This is a genomic window from Akkermansiaceae bacterium (assembly GCA_017798145.1).
Lineage (GTDB): Bacteria > Verrucomicrobiota > Verrucomicrobiia > Verrucomicrobiales > Akkermansiaceae > Luteolibacter.
Genome location: CP059069.1, coordinates 3,502,871 through 3,519,737, shown reverse-complemented (window position 1 = coordinate 3,519,737; position 16,867 = coordinate 3,502,871). Strand labels below are relative to the sequence as shown.

Annotated in this window: 13 protein-coding genes and 1 tRNA gene; 3 read left to right on the top strand and 11 right to left on the bottom strand. The window is 62.3% G+C overall.

Annotated elements, in window-relative coordinates:
- Positions 1-4 precede the first annotated feature (4 nt).
- From gltB to rpmI, 9 genes are all read right to left on the bottom strand, one after another.
- Positions 5-4,672: a glutamate synthase large subunit gene (gltB, locus tag HZ994_15060; GenBank protein ID QTN33574.1), complete on the bottom strand. Its 4,668-nt coding sequence runs from the start codon at positions 4,670-4,672 to the stop codon at positions 5-7.
- Between the two features lie 108 nt (positions 4,673-4,780).
- Positions 4,781-5,500 carry an outer membrane lipoprotein-sorting protein gene (locus HZ994_15055; protein QTN33573.1) on the bottom strand — a complete coding sequence of 240 codons (720 nt, stop codon included), beginning with the start codon at positions 5,498-5,500 and terminating at the stop codon, positions 4,781-4,783.
- A gap of 142 nt (positions 5,501-5,642) precedes the next feature.
- Positions 5,643-6,557, bottom strand: a complete 915-nt coding sequence (locus tag HZ994_15050; GenBank protein QTN33572.1) for a hypothetical protein — start codon at positions 6,555-6,557, stop codon at positions 5,643-5,645.
- Positions 6,558-6,832: 275 nt separating this feature from the next.
- Positions 6,833-6,905 (bottom strand) — tRNA-Ala (locus HZ994_15045).
- A gap of 155 nt (positions 6,906-7,060) precedes the next feature.
- Complete coding sequence (gene frr, locus HZ994_15040; protein ID QTN33571.1) at positions 7,061-7,630, bottom strand: ribosome recycling factor; 570 nt, start codon at positions 7,628-7,630, stop codon at positions 7,061-7,063.
- 49 nt (positions 7,631-7,679) lie between these two features.
- On the bottom strand, positions 7,680-8,417 hold the full coding sequence (locus HZ994_15035) for a UMP kinase (protein ID QTN33570.1): 738 nt from the start codon (positions 8,415-8,417) through the stop codon (positions 7,680-7,682).
- An 80-nt stretch (positions 8,418-8,497) separates the two neighbouring features.
- A complete protein-coding gene (locus HZ994_15030; protein ID QTN33569.1) occupies positions 8,498-9,040 on the bottom strand; it encodes a hypothetical protein in 543 nt (180 codons plus the stop codon).
- A 147-nt stretch (positions 9,041-9,187) separates the two neighbouring features.
- Positions 9,188-9,565 carry a 50S ribosomal protein L20 gene (gene rplT, locus HZ994_15025; GenBank protein QTN33568.1) on the bottom strand — a complete coding sequence of 126 codons (378 nt, stop codon included), beginning with the start codon at positions 9,563-9,565 and terminating at the stop codon, positions 9,188-9,190.
- A gap of 142 nt (positions 9,566-9,707) precedes the next feature.
- Positions 9,708-9,917: a 50S ribosomal protein L35 gene (gene rpmI / locus HZ994_15020; protein QTN33567.1), complete on the bottom strand. Its 210-nt coding sequence runs from the start codon at positions 9,915-9,917 to the stop codon at positions 9,708-9,710.
- A gap of 237 nt (positions 9,918-10,154) precedes the next feature.
- On the opposite strand from rpmI, the gene HZ994_15015 reads away from it, so the two are divergent.
- From HZ994_15015 to ccsA, 3 genes are read left to right on the top strand one after another with little or no spacing between them, the layout of a single operon-like run.
- The gene (locus HZ994_15015) at positions 10,155-11,189 is read left to right on the top strand and encodes a hypothetical protein (protein QTN33566.1); all 1,035 of its coding nucleotides are present in this window, start codon (positions 10,155-10,157) and stop codon (positions 11,187-11,189) included.
- Positions 11,186-12,361, top strand: a complete 1,176-nt coding sequence (locus HZ994_15010; GenBank protein ID QTN33565.1) for a cytochrome c biogenesis protein ResB — start codon at positions 11,186-11,188, stop codon at positions 12,359-12,361. The genes HZ994_15015 and HZ994_15010 overlap by 4 nt, the downstream gene beginning before the upstream one ends.
- Positions 12,358-14,211 carry a cytochrome c biogenesis protein CcsA gene (ccsA, locus tag HZ994_15005; protein ID QTN33564.1) on the top strand — a complete coding sequence of 618 codons (1,854 nt, stop codon included), beginning with the start codon at positions 12,358-12,360 and terminating at the stop codon, positions 14,209-14,211. Before HZ994_15010 ends, ccsA begins: the two co-directional genes overlap by 4 nt.
- Here the strand turns inward: ccsA and HZ994_15000 are convergent.
- Both HZ994_15000 and HZ994_14995 read right to left on the bottom strand, forming a co-directional pair.
- Positions 14,147-16,222 carry a hypothetical protein gene (locus HZ994_15000; protein QTN33563.1) on the bottom strand — a complete coding sequence of 692 codons (2,076 nt, stop codon included), beginning with the start codon at positions 16,220-16,222 and terminating at the stop codon, positions 14,147-14,149. The genes ccsA and HZ994_15000 overlap by 65 nt on opposite strands.
- A complete protein-coding gene (locus HZ994_14995; GenBank protein ID QTN33562.1) occupies positions 16,222-16,854 on the bottom strand; it encodes a response regulator transcription factor in 633 nt (210 codons plus the stop codon). Before HZ994_14995 ends, HZ994_15000 begins: the two co-directional genes overlap by 1 nt.
- Positions 16,855-16,867: the final 13 nt, after the last annotated feature.

The following is a 16,867-nucleotide window of genomic DNA, read 5'->3' as shown; positions in this document are numbered from 1 at the left end:
CGAGTCACTTCGGGGTCGATGCCGCTTCGTGCTTCTCCTCGGCTGCCTCAAGGTCGGCGCGTTCCTTGGCGATCACGCGGACGAGCTTGCGGACGGTGGTTTCCCAGTCGGCGAGAAGGGCGGCGGCTTGCTTGGAGCCGGTTTTCGCGGCGTGGAGCTCGATGAGGGCTTTCACCTCGGCGATGTCCTGCGGACGGGTGATGGGCAATGCGACGACCATCTCGGTGTTGACGCGGGAGTAGAATTTCCCATCGACGTCATAGACGAAAGCGGTGCCGCCGGACATGCCTGCTCCGAAGTTTTTCCCGGTCTTGCCAAGGATGGCGACGGTGCCGTTGGTCATGTATTCGCAGCCGTGGTCGCCCACGCCCTCGACGATGGCGGTGGCGCCGGAGTTGCGGACGGCGAAGCGCTCGCCGGCGCGGCCGTTTGCAAACAGGAAACCGCCGGTGGCGCCATAGAGGCAGGTGTTGCCGGCGATGGAGTTTTTCGCGGCCTCGAACTTCGCGCCCGGGGAGACGCGCAGGATGATCTCGCCGGAGGCCATGCCCTTGCCGACGTAGTCGTTCGCCTCGCCGATGAGTTCGAGGGTGATGCCGTTGACGAGGAAGGTGCCGAACGATTGCCCGGCGGTGCCGTGGCAAGTGATGTGGATCGTGCCTGCGGGGAGGTCGTGGTTGCCGTATACCTGGGCGATGCGCCCGGAGAGGCGGGTGCCGATGTTGCGGTCGGTGTTGACCACTTCGTAGGCAAGCTTGGCGGGTGCGCGATCCGGGAGGACGCGGATCGCTTCGAGCATTTCAGCCGTGATCGCTCCGTCGCCGTATTCCGGTGTCTCTGATTTTCCGGTTCCCGCGTGAGCGGCGAGGTCGCTGAGGATCTCGATGTCGAGGGCGATCTTGGCGATGCCGTCATTGCGCCCCTTGGTGCAGATGCGGGCGATCTCGGATTCCTTTTTCTCCATGGCCTCGGCAACCGCCGGGACGACGTCCTTGAGCAGGCGCGAGAAATCGAGGGTGTTCGCCTTCGGATGGGTGGGGACTTCGCGCTGGACCAGGAATTCCGGACGGCCGATGAGGTCGTCGAGCTTGCGGATGCCGAGCCTGGCCATGATCTCGCGGGCTTCGTGGGCGACGGCGTTGAAATAATTGATGACCATTTCGGGCGTGCCCTTGAACTTGGCTCGGAACTTGGGATCGGTGGTGGCGACGCCGACCGGGCAGGTATTGAGATGGCACTTGCGGACATACACGCAGCCCATGGCGATCATGGCGGTGGTGCCGAAGTTGAACTGCTCCGCGCCGAGGATGGCGGCGGTGACGACATCGCGGCCGTTCTTGATGCCACCGTCGGTGCGGAGGATCACGCGGTCGCGGAGGTTGTTGATGATGAGTGTCTGCTGGGCCTCGGAAAGGCCGAGTTCCCATGGGGAACCGGCGTGCTTGGTGGAGGATAGGGGGGAGGCACCCGTGCCGCCGTCGTGGCCGGAGATGAGTATGTTGTCGGCGGAAGCTTTCGCGACTCCCGCGGCGACCGTGCCGACCCCGGCTTCGGCCACCAGTTTCACCGTGATCCTGGCGGTCGGGTTCACTTCCTTGAGGTCGTGGATGAGCTGGGCGAGATCCTCGATCGAGTAGATGTCGTGGTGGGGGGGCGGGGAGATGAGTTGCACGCCCGGCTGGGTGTTGCGGAGGCGGGCGATGAGCGCGTTGACCTTGTGGCCGGGCAGCTGGCCGCCCTCGCCGGGTTTTGCACCCTGCGCCATCTTGATCTCGAGCTCGTCCGCGTTGACCAGATAGTGGGCGGAAACGCCGAAGCGGCCGGATGCGATCTGCTTGATGTAGGAGCGGGCGTGATCGCCGTTCGGGTAGGGCTGGAAGCGGACGGGATCCTCGCCGCCCTCGCCGGAATCGGACTTCCCGCCGATGCGGTTCATGGCGATGGCGAGGGTTTCATGGGCCTCCGGGGAAAGAGCGCCGAGGGACATCGCGGCGGTGGTGAAGCGGCGGCGGATGTCCTCCACGGGCTCCACCTCATCGATGGGGATAGGGCCGGATGCGGAGGGCACGAAATCAAGCAGATCCTTGATCGCCACGGGGTTCGACTCCAGGCTGACCCTGACGTATTCCTCGTAGTCCTCGGGTTTGCCGGATTTCACGTATTGGTGGAAATTCTTGATGACTTCCGTGGTGAAGGAGTGGCGCTCGCCGGATTTACGGTAGCGGTTGTAGCCGGGATCGCCGAGGTCGAGCGTTTCGCCCTCCGGCACTTCCACGCCGTAGGCCGCCTGGTGGCGGATCATGGATTCCTCGGCAATCTCCGCGAAGGAGATCCCGCCGATCTGCGAGGGGACACCGGTGAAGGAGAAATCGACGACCTCGTTCCCGATGCCGATGGCCTCGAAGGTCTGTGCGCCTTGGTAGGAGTTGAGGACGGAAATCCCCATTTTAGACATGATCTTGAGCAGGCCTTTTTCAAGCGCCTTTCGGTAGTTTGTCATGGCCTTTTCCGGGGTCATGCCATCGCCGAGCCTGTCCTTGCCTTTGTCTGCGGCGACGAGTTGGCGGACGGTGGCGTAGCCGAGGTAAGGCACGACGGCGGTCGCCCCGAATCCGAACAGGCAGGCGATCTGGTGGACATCTCGTGCCTCGCCGGTTTCCACGACGAGGGAGGCGCGCAAGCGCTTGCGGATGCGGTTGAGGTGGTGGTGGATGGAGCCCGTGGCAAGCAGCGCCGGGATGGGGATGCGCTGCGGGGAAGTGGCGCGATCCGAGAGGATGATGATGGAGATTTTCCGGTCTACCGCCTCCTCCACCTCTGAGCAAAGCTCGTCGATGCGCGCCCTGAGCCCGTCCTTGCCGGACGAGGCATCCCAGGTGCAGTCGAGGATATGGGACGGGTAGCCGTGCTCGGCCATGTGGGTGATTTTCTCGAGCTGGTGCTCGAAGAGGATCGCGGAGTCCAGCGAGATGGACTTGCAGTGATCCGGGCTTTCATCGAGCAGGTTGCGCTCCGGGCCGAGGCCGGCGGCGAGCGACATGACGGCCCATTCGCGGATGGGGTCGATGGGCGGGTTGGTGACCTGCGCGAAGCGTTGCTTGAAATAGGTGTAGAGCAGGCGCGGGTAGCTTGAGAGGATGGCAAGCGGGATGTCATCGCCCATCGAGAAGACGGCTTCCTGGGCGCCCTTGATCATGGGCGGGAACACCATGTCGATCTCCTCCAGCGAGATTGCGTTGGCGACCTGGCGGCGCGAGAGATCGAGCGAGTCGAATTCGATTTCCGGGACGTGGGCGGAGGGCGAGATGAACTTCCGAAGCTCAAGGCGGTTCTCGTCGATCCAGCGGCGGTAAGGCTTCTGGCGGGCAAGTTCCTCCTTGATCTCGGTGTCGTGCTTCAGGATCCCGGTGGAGGTGTCTGCGGAAAGCATCTGGCCGGGGCCGAGGCGTCCCTTGCGGGTGACGAGGGCATCGTCGAAAATCACGGCTCCCGTTTCCGAACCGATGTAGAGGAATCCGTCGGAAGTGGTCTTGTAGCGGGATGGGCGCAGGCCGTTGCGATCGAGTGACGCGCAGAGCTTGGTGCCATCGGTGAAGACGAGTCCGGCGGGGCCGTCCCATGGCTCGGAGAAGGAGCGGACGTACTGGTAGAAGGCGCGGAGCTCGTCGGAGATTTCCTCATCGTTGCGGTAGGCGGGGGGGACGAGCATGCACATCGCGTGCTCCGGCGAGCGGCCGGAAAGGATGAGCAGCTCAAGGCAGTGGTCGAGCGATGCGGAATCCGACTCACCGTGGCGGATGAGGTTTTTCACGATGTCGATCTCATCACCCCAGACAGGGGACTCGAAGAACTCCTCGCGGGAGGTCATCCAGTTGCGGTTGCCCTCGACGGTGTTGATCTCGCCGTTGTGGCACATCATCCGGAAGGGCTGCCCGAGGGGCCAGGCGGGGAAGGTGTTGGTGGAGAAACGCTGGTGGTAGAGGCAGATCGCGGTCTCAAAATCCGGGTCGGTGAGATCGCCGTAGAACGCACGCAGGGCTGCGGGCATGGCCAGCGCCTTGTAGGAGATGAGGCGGTTGGAAAACGACGGCATGTAGAAGCCGTGGATGTCCTTGGTCGCGTGCTCGATCTCGCGGCGGCATAGGTAGAGTTTCCGTTCGAACTCCAGTTTCTCCATGCCCTCGGGGCGCAGCATGAGAAGGTGCTCGATGTCCGGGCGGGACTTCTGGGCGATTTTTCCGAGGGCGTCGATGTTGACCGGCACCTCGCGCCAGCCGATCGCGGAGATCCCGCGCTTGGCGATGGTTTTGGCAGTGATTTCCTTGATGGAGGCCGTCTGCTTTTCGTTTCCTTCGGGGAAAAAGAAGACGCCAACGGCTATGTCCGCCGGGTCGGCGACCTTGGTGCCGAGTTTCTCCGCGGCTTTCGCGAAGAGAGGGAAGGGGATCTGGGAGAGAATGCCCGAGCCATCCCCGGTTTTCATGTCCGCATCCACGGCGCCGCGGTGGGTCATGCAGGAGACGGAGGTAAGGGCGTGGTCGAGGACAGTGAACGAGCGTTTCCCTTCCAGGTGGGCGATCGCGCCCATGCCGCAGTTGTCATGTTCGTTCGACAGGCTGTGGAGCGAGCCGGGGACAAGCGGAGTGCTGGAATGGTAGAACGGATTCATCATGGGAAGGGGGCGGGAATTAAGAACATGGGTGCGCTGTGAACAAGCAGGAATTGTGCCTCTCCCGCTTTGCAGGAATTTCAAATCCCAAGATCAATAGGCCATTGCGGATCAGCGCAAGCCCTTGAGAGCGCCGCTGGAAGGCTTGCTGAATGTCAGATCGGTTATGGATGCGCGGCGTCCTGTTTTGGAATCGTGGGTGGCGACCTGCATTTTTTCCAGAACGTAAACTCCGTTCCCAACATTCATCACATCCTCCACCTGGAACTCCTTCACGAGCACACCGTTGGCATTGTGGCCACGGATCTTCATGAAGGCTCCGAATTTCGTATGGACCCATACATAGACGGCCTCGTAGCGGCCAGCGGCTCCCTTGGGCTTATCGAGGCGCAGTTTGTAACAATCCTGTCCGCCAACGCTTTCCTTGCCCTCAAGCCTAGGGCTCGGCCAGTAAAAGAAACGCAGGGCGAGATCCTCGTAGGTCAGGTCTGTGCCGGCGATGGGTTCCAAGAGTTTCTCGCGGGGAAAATCCCTTGTTTTCCCGTCGATGATTTCAAAAAGCTGATAGCTGTCATCTGCCAGGCGCATGTGGAAGACCCGCCATTTGCTGTTTTCCTCGAACTGGAACTGGATGTCCTTCCCCTTGAGAAAAATGACGATGGGAACCTTCTTGCGACCCTGGACGAGGTTCCCCTTAAGTCCTTCCTTCATCTCGACAAGTGTCGCGGAAAGACGCGCGCCTTCGAGGATCTGCTGGGGATCGGGAGCCTGTGCTTGCAGCGGGGAGATGGCAGCGGCGGCTGTGAGCAACGCGGTTACTAAAAACTTCATGGTATGACAGTATCCTGTTTCCCGCATTCGACAAGATTTCAGCGGAAAACATTCGGCACCTTTTCAATCACCATGGGCGAAGACAAAAACACCCGCACATGTCTTGCATGGGCGGGCGCAAATATCTGCCGGATAATCCAGATCAGGGATTCGGATTGGTGACTAGAGGTGGTAGCGGCGGTGGTGGCAACGGCAGGAACGGTGGCGTCGGCAGATCGAGAGGGTTCGGCGGCTCGACTGGCGGCGTCAGCACTGAGGCGATGGCCGCTTTGGCATCCTTGCCGCTTTTCGCGCTCTTGGAGCTCGCGGAGGAATCGCCGCTATTCGGATCGAGCCTGGCGATGACCGCTTGCACGGAAGCCAATGCATCAGGCATGGCTGCGATGGCGCATTGGGAAATCATCCGCATTGATTCAGGCGCCGCAGTGATGGCGACTTCCGTGATGTCACCGACGAGGCTTTCATCCGCACCGGAGGCCTTGATGGCGATTTTGACGATCTCGCAAGCGCAATTCGGGTTCGCGGAAATTTCCGACTCGATGATTTCAAGAACCTTGGAGGAATCCATCTTCACCCTCTGCTCCACGGAAAGTGAGACAGAACCGCAATCGGCGGAGTCCTGTCCGGGCTTCTGGTATGCTGCGGACAACTGGGCCAGGCCGGCCTGGATGCCGGAGGCCTCCTCATCGGAAACCTTGATCTTGATGCGGTCCGCAGATCGGTAGGCGGAAGTCTCACGCAGGACGGAAAGATCAAGGATGCTCTCCACATTGTGGGTGACGCTGCGTCGAGCGCCAAGGGTGAGTGCGTCCTGGCTGACGAATACCGGAGCGGCATCCGAGGGTTCGGCGGCGCTTTTCGTGACAACCGGAACCTCGTGGGCTCCGCTCAGTAAGCGGTCTGCCGCGAAAGGTGCCTTGGTGTTGAATCCGAGATCGGTGGGCTTGTTTCCGCCGGATTTGGTGACATCTGACGAATCGAACACTTGTGCCGGCAGCGAAGCGATGCCGAGTAGCATGATCGAAATCGTCACGCCGGGTGTAGCTGACTTTTTCATGGGTGTATGTTTTTTGGGGGGGTGTGTAGCGTGAACGAATGTCTTATGACCGAAAATCCCCCTCCCGACAAGAGTTTTTTGTAAAATTTTCACGAGAGATTTATTTTCTTTGTTCATTTATAGTTAAATCAACTTGAATGTCTAGCCGGGCCAAAAAAAATCCGGTTTTTCGCGTGCCAAGAAAATCACCGGGAACGCCGCCCATGGCAACGGCGCGAGAACGGCTGCGAAGTGAAAATGCCCATCTGTGCGAAGCAGGCTGCAGCGCCGTGAAGTGGAGCGTAGCGGATTCGAACCGCTGACCCCTTGCATGCCATGCAAGTGCTCTACCAACTGAGCTAACGCCCCTTCCGGGTGGCCGCTGGAGCAGCGGCGGGGCGAAGGTTTAGGCGAGGAAGCGGATGAGGCGCAAGCCAAACTTTCAATTTTTCATCTCAAATTCCGAAGGATGTGTTTCGCACCGAAGGCACCTCGCCCGGGAACCGGAGCTTGGGAATCGGAGGTCAGATCTTCATCAGGTCTTCCTCCTTGGCCGCCGCCAATTCGTCGATCTGCTTTGTGTATTTGTTGGTGAGGTCCTGGATCTGTTTTTCCTGGTCCTTGAGCGTATCCTCGGTGAGGATGTTGTCGGCCTTCATCTTCTTCGCTTCGTCGATGCCGGATTTGCGCGCACCGCGGAGGCGCACCTTCGCTTCCTCGGCGAGGGTCTTGATGAGCTTGACCATATCACGGCGGCGTTCCTCGGAGAGTTCCGGGATGGGGACGCGGATGGAGCGCTCGGCGGCTGCGGGATTGAGGCCCAGCTTGGACTCGCGGATGGCCTTCTCGATGTCGCGGGTGGTGGAGGGGTCGAAGGGCTGGACGTTTAGCATGCGCGGCTCCGGGGAGTTGATGACCGCCAGGGATTTCAGCTTCTGCACGCCGCCGTATGCGTGGACATACACATCGAGGTTGTCGATGAGTGCGGGCGATGCTTTCCCGGTGCGCACGCCGTGGAAATCCTGGACGAGGTGCTCGATGCCGGCCTGCATGTTCGCTTCGGTTTCCTTGAGTGATTTGGCTGGATCTGACATGGGGAGGAAAATGCCGGAATAGTGAAAAGCTGAAAAGCCGAAATTTCGATCACTCGCCGTGCACGAGTGTGCCGATGGGCAGGGAGCGGAGGGCATGGGAGAGGTTCCCTGCCGGCCCGAGGTCGAAGATGACGATGGGGATGTCGTTGTCCATGCAGAGGGAGAAGGCGGTGGCGTCCATGACGCTGAGGCGGTTCTCAAGGCAGTGCTGGAAGGTGACGGTCTCGAAGCGTTTCGCAGCGGGGTTTTTCCGGGGATCCGAATCGTAAACCCCGTCCACCTGGGTGGCTTTCAGGATGACATCTGCACCCATCTCGCTGGCGCGTAGGGCGGCGGTGGTGTCGGTGGAGAAGAAGGGGCTGCCGGTGCCTGCTGCGAAAATGATGACGGTGCCCTTGTCTAGCTGGTGCTCGGCCTTGCGCCGGATGAAGGGCTCGGCGACGTTTTTCATCTCGATGGCGGACATGACCGTGCAGCGGACGCCGATGTGGGAGAGAGCCCCTTCCATGGCGAGGGCGTTCATCACGGTGGCGAGCATCCCCACGTAGTCTGCGGTGGCGCGATCCATGCCGCGCGCGGATGCGGCGGCACCGCGCCAGAAATTCCCGCCGCCGACAACGATGGCGAGCTGGAGGCCTGCCTCGACGGCTTCCTTGATCTCTGAGGCGATGCGCTGGACGATTTCCGGGGAGATGTTATCCGTTGAGCCCGGTTCGCGGAGGGCTTCGCCGCTGAGTTTGAGGACGGCTCGTTTGAAGGGGCGTGGGTCTTTCTGAGGCGTTGGCATCTGGGGGGGAGATTGAACAAAGGGAACCCATCCTCCAATCCCGAAGATCGAAAACCGCGATTTTTTTCCGGCGAACCTGGTCAGGGACTGGGCTGGAGCGTGAAAGCGGCCTCGAGATCCTTGAGCGAGGCGTTGTTCTCTGTCGTTCCCTTGATCGCGAGGATCACCTTGAGCGGTTCCATCTGGGGACTTTGGTAATGCCCGAGCGTGCGCTGGAGGGCGACCAGGGTGAGCTTGAGGAGCTGTCGGCTGGTCAGGTCCACTTCGGGGGGGATGGAGAGCTCGCTCACATCCAGGCTTACGAGGAGGCCTTCTTCCGTGATTTCCGCGCCGATGCCGACCTTGCAGAGGACGAGGAGGTTGGCCTCTTCGGCCTTGAAGTTCGGGTTGTTGGTGGGCAGCCGGTGGGGGCTGCGTATGGACTCCACGAGAACCTCTGGGAAAGCGCCGGTCAGCGCCATGGGGCGGGAAAGGACGGTTGCCTGGAGAGCCTCGCCGGTGTCCGAGATGATATCGTCCACATCGGTGCCGTGCAGACTGATGGGTTCATAGACCGGGACGACGGAAATCGTTGTGGCGAAGGCTCCGGCGGAAAGGAGGAGGCAGACGATTACAGGTCTCATGGCATTCTTATGAACGCCGATCAACGAAGATTCAAGATTGAACATCGGCTGGGAGGATTTCGCACGGCATGGGGCCGCAGCTACAAACGAAAAAGCCGCCGGGCATTGCTGCGCGGCGGCTTTGGATCGGATCGCTGGCTTTGCCGTTTATGCGGAGGCCTGGGCCTTGGCTTCGAGGGCTTGCTTCGCCTGTGCGACGATGGCGGAGAAGGCTGCGGCATCGGTGATCGCGAGATCCGAGAGGATCTTGCGGTCGGCCTCGATGCCAGCGGCCTTGAGGCCTTCGATGAAGCGGGAGTAGGTCATCCCCTCGTTGCGGACGGCGGCGTTGATGCGCTGTGTCCAGAGACGGCGGAACTGACCCTTCCGCCTCTTGCGGTCGCGGTATTCGTGTTGCTGCGCCTTGCGGACTGCGTCCTTGGCGTAACGGAAGAGCTTCGAGCGGAAACCGCGGAAGCCCTTTGCCCTCAGGAGCACGCGCTTGCGGCGCTTGCGGCTGGCGGGCGAATTTGTGGCTCTTGGCATTGTATTCTGTGGTTGTGAACAAGTCGTTTCGTTATCGTAACTCCCGCAGTCTCACCTGTTCGTGTCTCCGGGTTTGCCGGATCAGGCTGCGTGAAGTCCGTCCGTTACGCGGACGGGGTCGTGGGCTGTCGTTTCTACGCGGTCAATGGAAGGGAAGGTTCTCCTTGACATTCTTGATGTCGGCGTCGGACACCAGTCCGGCCTTGCCGAGGGCGCGTTTGCGCTTTCGGCTCTTGCACTGAAGCAAGTGGCGTTTTCCCTGGTGACGACGGAGTATCTTCCCTGTGCCAGTGACTTTGAAGCGCTTGGCGACGGCCTTCCGTGTTTTTGCTTTTCCTCCAACTCTTGGCATGGGGCGCGAAAGCTACGGGATCGGCGCTTCTTGGCAAGACAAAAGTGAGCCATAAAAATCCAGGGGGCATCCACCGGGGACAACGACTCCCGATGACCCGGAACCCTTGGGAAATGGAACCGTCAGGAATGCCAAGGGGAAATCCGGCATTGGCGTAAGGAAGGGGTGTGGCCGCCGGGAAAAGACATGCCCCTTGACTCATGCCATGGATCGCGGGAGCATTTCCAATTGATTGCCATGGCTAAGATGCGTCACCTCCCCTTCCCGCTCGCCCTTGTTTCCACGCTCGTCTCGCTGTCCTGCACCGAGGAGAAAATCCGTACCTACCGGGTTGCGCCGGATGATGGGCAGCCTGCAGCGGCTGCCATCGTCCAGGATGCTGCGGCAGCCTCCGGCGCCTTGCGGTGGACGGTGCCAGATGGCTGGGAAAAGGAGCAGGCCGGGCAGTTCCAGACGGCTCTCTATGATCTCGGCGGCGGTGGGAAGGTCTCCGTTTCAAACCTCCCCGGCGATGCCGGCGGGGAAACGGCGAACGTGAACCGCTGGCGGCAGCAGGTGGGGCTGGAGCCCCTCGATCAGGTTTCCATGGAGACCGTGGCGACCGAAGGGGACGGGATCACCGTGAAATGGTGCCAGCTCGAGGGCGAGGCCGAGAGCATCATGGCGGCGATCATTTCCCTGCCTGCCGAAACATGGTTCTTCAAGCTCAACGCGCCGACCGCTGCGATCACGGCGAAGGGCAAGGAATTCTCGGCGATGCTTACAAGCATCGAGTTCGCCGCGAAAACCGCCGGGGCTTCGGCAGCAGCGCCCGCAGCTCCGGAAGCCCCCGCGGGGGAGCCGGGCATAGGCCTTGAAGTGCCTGAGGGCTGGAAGAAAAGCGAGGGCAGCTCGATGCGCGTCGCCAGCTTCGCCATACCGGGCGATGGCTTCCCCGACGGCGATGTCTCGGTAATCCCCCTGGCCGGCGAGTCCGGCAGCATCCTGGAAAACGTCAATCGCTGGCGCGCCCAGCTCAAGCTCGGTGCGCTGCCCTCCGAGGACGATCCCGCGATCGGCAAAAAGGCCTCCGGAGCCTCAGGCGAGATGCTCATAACGCACATCGTCAGCGAGGAGAATGTTTTCGACGAGAGCCGCAGGGGCGCGATCAGCACCGCCATCCTCAGGGAAGGCGATACCACATGGTTCTTCAAGCTCGCGGGCGAGGCGGGGCTTGTCGCCGCCAACCGCGAAAAATTCGAGGCCTTCGTCCTCTCCGCCAAACTCCCGTGAGCGGCACCCGGAACATGCTCGCGGCACCCATCGCGGTCTTCAGCTCGCTGCGGCTGACCGTGCTCCTGCTGGGTCTCTGCATGATCCTGATTTTCTGGGCCACCCTGCTGCAGGTGCAGATGGGCATCCACGAGGTGCAGCTCAGGTATTTCCGGGCATGGATCGCGTGGTTCGATGTGGTGCCGGGGGAAAAGAGTTTTCCCATCCCGTTTCCCGGCGGGATGCTGCTCGGCGCATTGCTGCTGCTGAACCTGCTCGCCGCGCACATCCGCCGCTTCAAGCTGCGCTGGGAAAAGGCGGGCATGATCCTCGTCCACACCGGCATCGTGCTGATGCTGCTCGGCGAGCTTTTCACCGCCCTCCTCTCCGAGGAATCCCAGATGCGCCTCGACGAGGGACAGACGTCGAATCATTCGGCCAGCCCGCGCGAGATCGAGCTGGCGGTCATTTCCCGGGATATGGACGGGATCGAAACGGTGAACGCGATCCCCTTCAGCCGCCTTGCGGACGGGTCTGACTTCGCCTTCGATGGTTTCGATCTGCGGGTGCTGCGTTTTTTCCGAAACAGCGAGATCCAGGATGCCCGGCTGGCGGACGGCAGCTTCGATCCCATGCGTGCGGACAAAGGCATGGGAGCAACGCTGGCAGTCCGGGAGAAACCCCGCGAGACGGCGATGGATCTCCGCGACCTCTCCTCCGCCTTCGTCGAGATCCGCCTCGCCGACGGCACCCCGCTGGGCCGCTGGCTGCTCTCGAACGCGCTTGCGGGTGTTGAGCGGTTCGATGCCGGCGGCAAGACCTGGAAGATGTCGATACGCCAGAAGCGCTTTTACCATCCCTTCTCCATCCGGCTCCTGGACTTCACACACGAGCGCTACCTCGGCACGCAGATCCCGAAAAATTTCTCCAGCCGCATCCGGCTGCTCAATCCCGGCGAAGGCGAGGATCGCGAGACGCTCATCTACATGAACCACCCGCTGCGCTACGGCGGCCTGACTTTCTATCAGGCGGGCTTCGACAACGACGATAGCACCAGCATCCTCCAGGTCGTCCGCAACCCCGCATGGACGATGCCATACGTATCCTGCGCGATGGTCGGCATCGGCCTCGTGTGGATCTTTTCACAGCACCTCATCAAGGCGATCAGGCGTCGCCGCAGATCCGAACCGTGAACACCCTTGCCCGCATCGTCCCATGGCTGATCCCAGCGCTTTGCGTGGTGGCGCTTGCCGCTTGGTCATGGCGCGCAATGCGGCCATCGGGGGATGGCTTCGACCTGGAAGGCTTCGCGACCCTCCCCGTGGTCTCCAACGGGCGCATCCAGCCACTCGATTCGCTGGCCCGTAACCGCCTGCTCTCCATCCAGGGCAAGCAGCGCGTCCCGGGCGAAAACCCTCCGCCATCGCCCGCAGGCTGGCTCGCGGAGCTCGCCTTCACCCCGCAGCAGGCGGACAAGCGCCCGATCTTTCCCATCCACCACGACGAGGTGCTCGGCCAGTTCGAGCTGAAGCAGGAGGACGGGAAATCTTTTTCCTTCCTCCAGCTCGTGCCGCGCCTCGGCGAGATGTCGGGCGAGGTTTCTCGAATCGCCACCAAGGATCCGCAAATACGCAGCCCCTACGAAAAGGCGATGATGCAGCTCTGGAAAAGCCTTGGGAGCTACCAGCAGCTCAAGTTCTCCATCGCCCACCCGGAGTCCGCCGGGCTTGAGTCCGATCTCACCCTGCTTGTCGAAAAGGCGCGCGAGGCAAAGGGCGAGGAACAAAAACGCGCACGCGGCGAACCGTTCGCCGCCGCATTGACCGATGCGGCAGGGGCGCGGATGAAAGTGCTCTCCGAGTGGTCCACGCAGACCGAGGTTTTCACCAAACCACCGGCCATGGGAAAGCTTGCATCCGAGTGGCGGAAACTGCCGGATGCAGCAGTGGATGCCATCGGCCAGGAGGAGCTCGATCCCTCCACGCTAGCCTTCGCCCGCATGGGCGACGCATGGCGGAAAGGCGACCCCGCAGCCTTCAACACCGCGCTTTCCGGATACTCGGAATGGCTGGCAACACACCGTCCGGACGATCTCGGAAAAGCGCACGCCGAGACCGTGTTCAACCGCCTCGCGCCCTTCTACACCTGCATGGCGGTCTACACCCTCGCGTTTCTCTGCGCCCTGCTTTCCTGGCTCGGTGCCGGCCATGCGCTCCGCACCGCCGCCTTCCGCGTCCTGCTCGTCGGCCTCGCGATCCACACCGCCGGCCTGATCGTGCGGATGCTGTTGGAAGGCCGCCCGCCCGTCACCAACCTCTACTCCTCCGCCATTTTCATCGGCTGGGGTGCCATCGCACTGAGCGTGCTGCTGGAGCTGTTCTACAAAAACGCGATCGGCACGGCCGTCGCCGCCATCACCGGATTCTCCACCCTCATCATCGCCCACCACCTCTCCCTCTCCGGCGACACGCTGGAGATGATGCGCGCGGTGCTGGACACGAACTTCTGGCTCGCCACCCACGTCGTCATCATCACCCTCGGCTACTCCGCCACCTTCCTTGCCGGGATCATCGGCATTTCCTACATCCTCATCCGCCCGTTCTGGAACATCCCGGAATCCGTCGCCACCCAGTTGCGCGGCATGGCCTATGGCGTGATCTGTTTCGCCACCCTCGCAAGCTTCGTAGGCACCGTCCTCGGCGGCATCTGGGCGGATCAGTCATGGGGGCGATTCTGGGGCTGGGATCCCAAGGAAAACGGAGCCCTGCTCATCGTCATCTGGAACGCGATGATCCTCCACGCCCGCTGGGGCGGCATGATCCGCGAACGCGGCCTCATGGTCATGGCGGTTTTCGGGAACATCGTCACCAGCTGGTCCTGGTTCGGCACCAACATGCTCGGAATCGGCCTGCATTCCTATGGCTTCACCGATGCCGCCTTCCTCTGGCTCAGCGCCTTCATCGGCTCGCAGCTCCTGGTCATGGCCGCAGGTTTCCTCCCCGGGAAGCGGAAGCCGTCCGCGCCGATTCAGGCCGTATCGTGACCGCCACCTCGCAGCCGCCGCCAGGAAGGTTGCCTGCGCGGAAACGGGCATCCATTTCCTCGGCGCGAAGGCGCAGGGTAGGCAGCGAACCCTCTTTTCCCAGCACATCGGCAGGCAGGCCGCAGCCATCGTCGGCGACGGAAAGCCAGATCTCCCGGTCATCCTCCCGCCGGATATGGAAGGAAATGTGACGCGCAGCGCTGTGGCGGACGGCGTTGTTCACCGCCTCTTTCAGGAACAGCCGCAGGCAGCGGCGGTGGATCGAGGAAACCCGCAGATCCTCCAGCCCAGGCGCGACGCTGAAATCGTGCGGCGTTTCCGCGCAATGGATCTCCGCGATCTCCCGCAGCCGCGCCACCAGGCTGATGGGCCGCGAAATCCCCGGCGTGGTGAAGGAGACCATTTCCTTCAGGCTGCCCAGGCTCTCGCGGATCAGTCGCTGCATGGGATCGAGGCAATCCGGCGGCGATTCGATCTGCCGTTTCAGCCGCTGGGCATAGATCGAGATGGCACTGAGGTTGCTGCCAAGATCGTCGTGCAGATCGGCCGCGAGGCGGTTTCTGACCGCCAACATCTCCTGCCGGTGCCTTACCTGCTGGCGGAAGATCAGCCATAGCAGGCCTCCGAAAAACAGCAGCACCGCCCCGATGAGAATCCGCGAAACGAGCCGGCCCAGCGCCAGCCCGAGATCCGACAACCTTGCCTCCAGCGGCGCGAGAGCGATGAGCAGCTCCGCACGCCGCGCAAGCATTGCCAGCCACTCGCGTTCCGGGATGATCCTCCCGTCCGTGCTCATCCCATCGCAAAGCCCGGCCAGCCCCCAGGCGCGGGGGCTGCCATCCGGATTCGGCGCGGCGTTCCCATCCTGCGGCGGGCTCGAGACGGCCAGCTCCGCCGCAGGCAGCCGCACACCACGCAACCTCGGCTCGATCTCCGCCAGGGCGAGGATCGCAGCCGATCGTTTCGTCGCCTTCCACAGCACCGGAAAAGTAAGGCGCAGCCGGTCCGTCTCCACTTCGCCGAAGCGCAGCGCCACAGGATTCCATCCCGGCGACTCGAACTCCTCCCCCTCCCTGGATAGCAAGGGCATCCACTCCGTGCCATCCCACGCCTCCACCACCACCGCACGGGGGAAGCCCGCCGCATCGTCCCTCGCACCCAGCAGCCTCCCGACGGGATAGAGCCTTGCCTCGTCCATGCTCTGCGGCTCGTCCCATTTCATCACGATCTCGATCGGGAAATCCGCCAGCGGCTTCGGCTCGCTGCGGAAGCCGACGTATGGGTGCGGCTCCGGCATCTCCGCAAGTCCCAGCCCTGTCTGGTCATCGCTGATGTAGTCGATGCCCACCCCTGCCACTCCCCGGCGGCTTGAGTTCGTGGCGATCTCCGCCTCATGCACCACCGGATCGAGACCATCGAAAAGGAAAACCTCGCCGAGCGCGAAATCCAGCGGCCCGCCCGGCGCCTGCGCGTCCTCGATCCTCACGGAATCCACCTCCACCGGATCGAACTCCCGGAAATACGGAAGCGTCTTCCTCAGCGGCCTGTCGGATTTTTTGACTTCGAAGGGAAACCTCCCAACCTCCTTCCCGCCTGATTTCAGCACGACATCCATCCGGGTCGCCAGGCTGAGCGCCTCGTTGTCATGCAGGTCGCGCGGCTCCTGGGCAGGCACGCACGATACGGCGTCGATCACCCTCGGCTGCGGGAACGAAAACTCCACCCAAGCCGGTGCCGGGCCATCGGCGGCGGGATCGCTGAGGTAGCCGGTGCTGCCCCGCTTGGCCGGCGGCGGGATGCCGGGCAGCTCCGAAAGCTCTTTCGAGATCGCCGCGATCCGCCCGCCGAGTTCCCTGAACTCCGGGCTGATGCGCCCGAACAACGGGTGCAAGGCCGAGCTTTCCGCAAAGCCCAAGATCGGATTCCGGGTCGCGGCGAGAAACAGCGCCACCACCCCGCCAAGCAGCACAAGCCCGGCGATGCGAGGAAGCGATTTCCCCCTGCCTCGCATCAGATCAGCCCCCCTTCCGCAGCCTTCTTCAGCGCCCCGGAAAGGTTGTTCACGTTCAGCTTCTCGTAGATGTGCCGTACGTGGTTGTTCACCGTGTTCTCGCTGATCCCAAGCTCCGAGGCGACGATCTTGCGCGGCTGCCCTTCGGAAAGGGATTGCAGCACCTCCAGCTCGCGCGTGGTGAGGATTTCCGAAAGCCCCGGGGTGATGCTTTTCTGGAAAGTCCGCAAAACGATCTCCGCGATGGCCGGACTCATCGGTGCCTCGCCGCGCGCGATGTTGGCAATGCCCTGGATGATGCGCTCCATGGGGTCGGTCTTGAGAAGATAGCCATTCGCACCCGCTGCCAGCGCCTCCAGAACCCGCACCCTGTCCTCGCTGATCGTCAGCACCAGGATCTTCGTCCGTGGCATCGCCTTGCGCAGATCCGGCAGCGCCGCAAGCCCGTCCACGATGGGCAGTCCGAGATCCAGAACGAGGATGTCCGGGAACCGCTCCCGCCCTATCGCTTCCAGCGCCGCAGGCACCGAGCCGTATGCACCCTGGCAGCAGAACCCCTCATGGGCATCGATCTCCTCCCGCAGAGCTTCGCGGAATTCGTAGTGGTCTTCGATCAGGGCTATTTCCAGCATGGGCTTCACCCCT

Bases quoted from the DNA above. Each gene is read 5' to 3' on its own strand.
- frr (QTN33571.1), bottom strand. From the start codon at position 7,630: ATGTCAGATCCAGCCAAATCACTCAAGGAAACCGAAGCGAACATGCAG.
- HZ994_14995 (QTN33562.1), bottom strand. From the start codon at position 16,854: ATGCTGGAAATAGCCCTGATCGAAGACCACTACGAATTCCGCGAAGCT.
- HZ994_15055 (QTN33573.1), bottom strand. From the start codon at position 5,500: ATGAAGTTTTTAGTAACCGCGTTGCTCACAGCCGCCGCTGCCATCTCC.
- HZ994_15030 (QTN33569.1), bottom strand. From the start codon at position 9,040: ATGAGACCTGTAATCGTCTGCCTCCTCCTTTCCGCCGGAGCCTTCGCC.
- HZ994_15015 (QTN33566.1), top strand. From the start codon at position 10,155: ATGGCTAAGATGCGTCACCTCCCCTTCCCGCTCGCCCTTGTTTCCACG.
- HZ994_15050 (QTN33572.1), bottom strand. From the start codon at position 6,557: ATGAAAAAGTCAGCTACACCCGGCGTGACGATTTCGATCATGCTACTC.
- HZ994_15035 (QTN33570.1), bottom strand. From the start codon at position 8,417: ATGCCAACGCCTCAGAAAGACCCACGCCCCTTCAAACGAGCCGTCCTC.
- HZ994_15000 (QTN33563.1), bottom strand. From the start codon at position 16,222: ATGCGAGGCAGGGGGAAATCGCTTCCTCGCATCGCCGGGCTTGTGCTG.
- gltB (QTN33574.1), bottom strand. From the start codon at position 4,672: ATGATGAATCCGTTCTACCATTCCAGCACTCCGCTTGTCCCCGGCTCG.
- rplT (QTN33568.1), bottom strand. From the start codon at position 9,565: ATGCCAAGAGCCACAAATTCGCCCGCCAGCCGCAAGCGCCGCAAGCGC.
- rpmI (QTN33567.1), bottom strand. From the start codon at position 9,917: ATGCCAAGAGTTGGAGGAAAAGCAAAAACACGGAAGGCCGTCGCCAAG.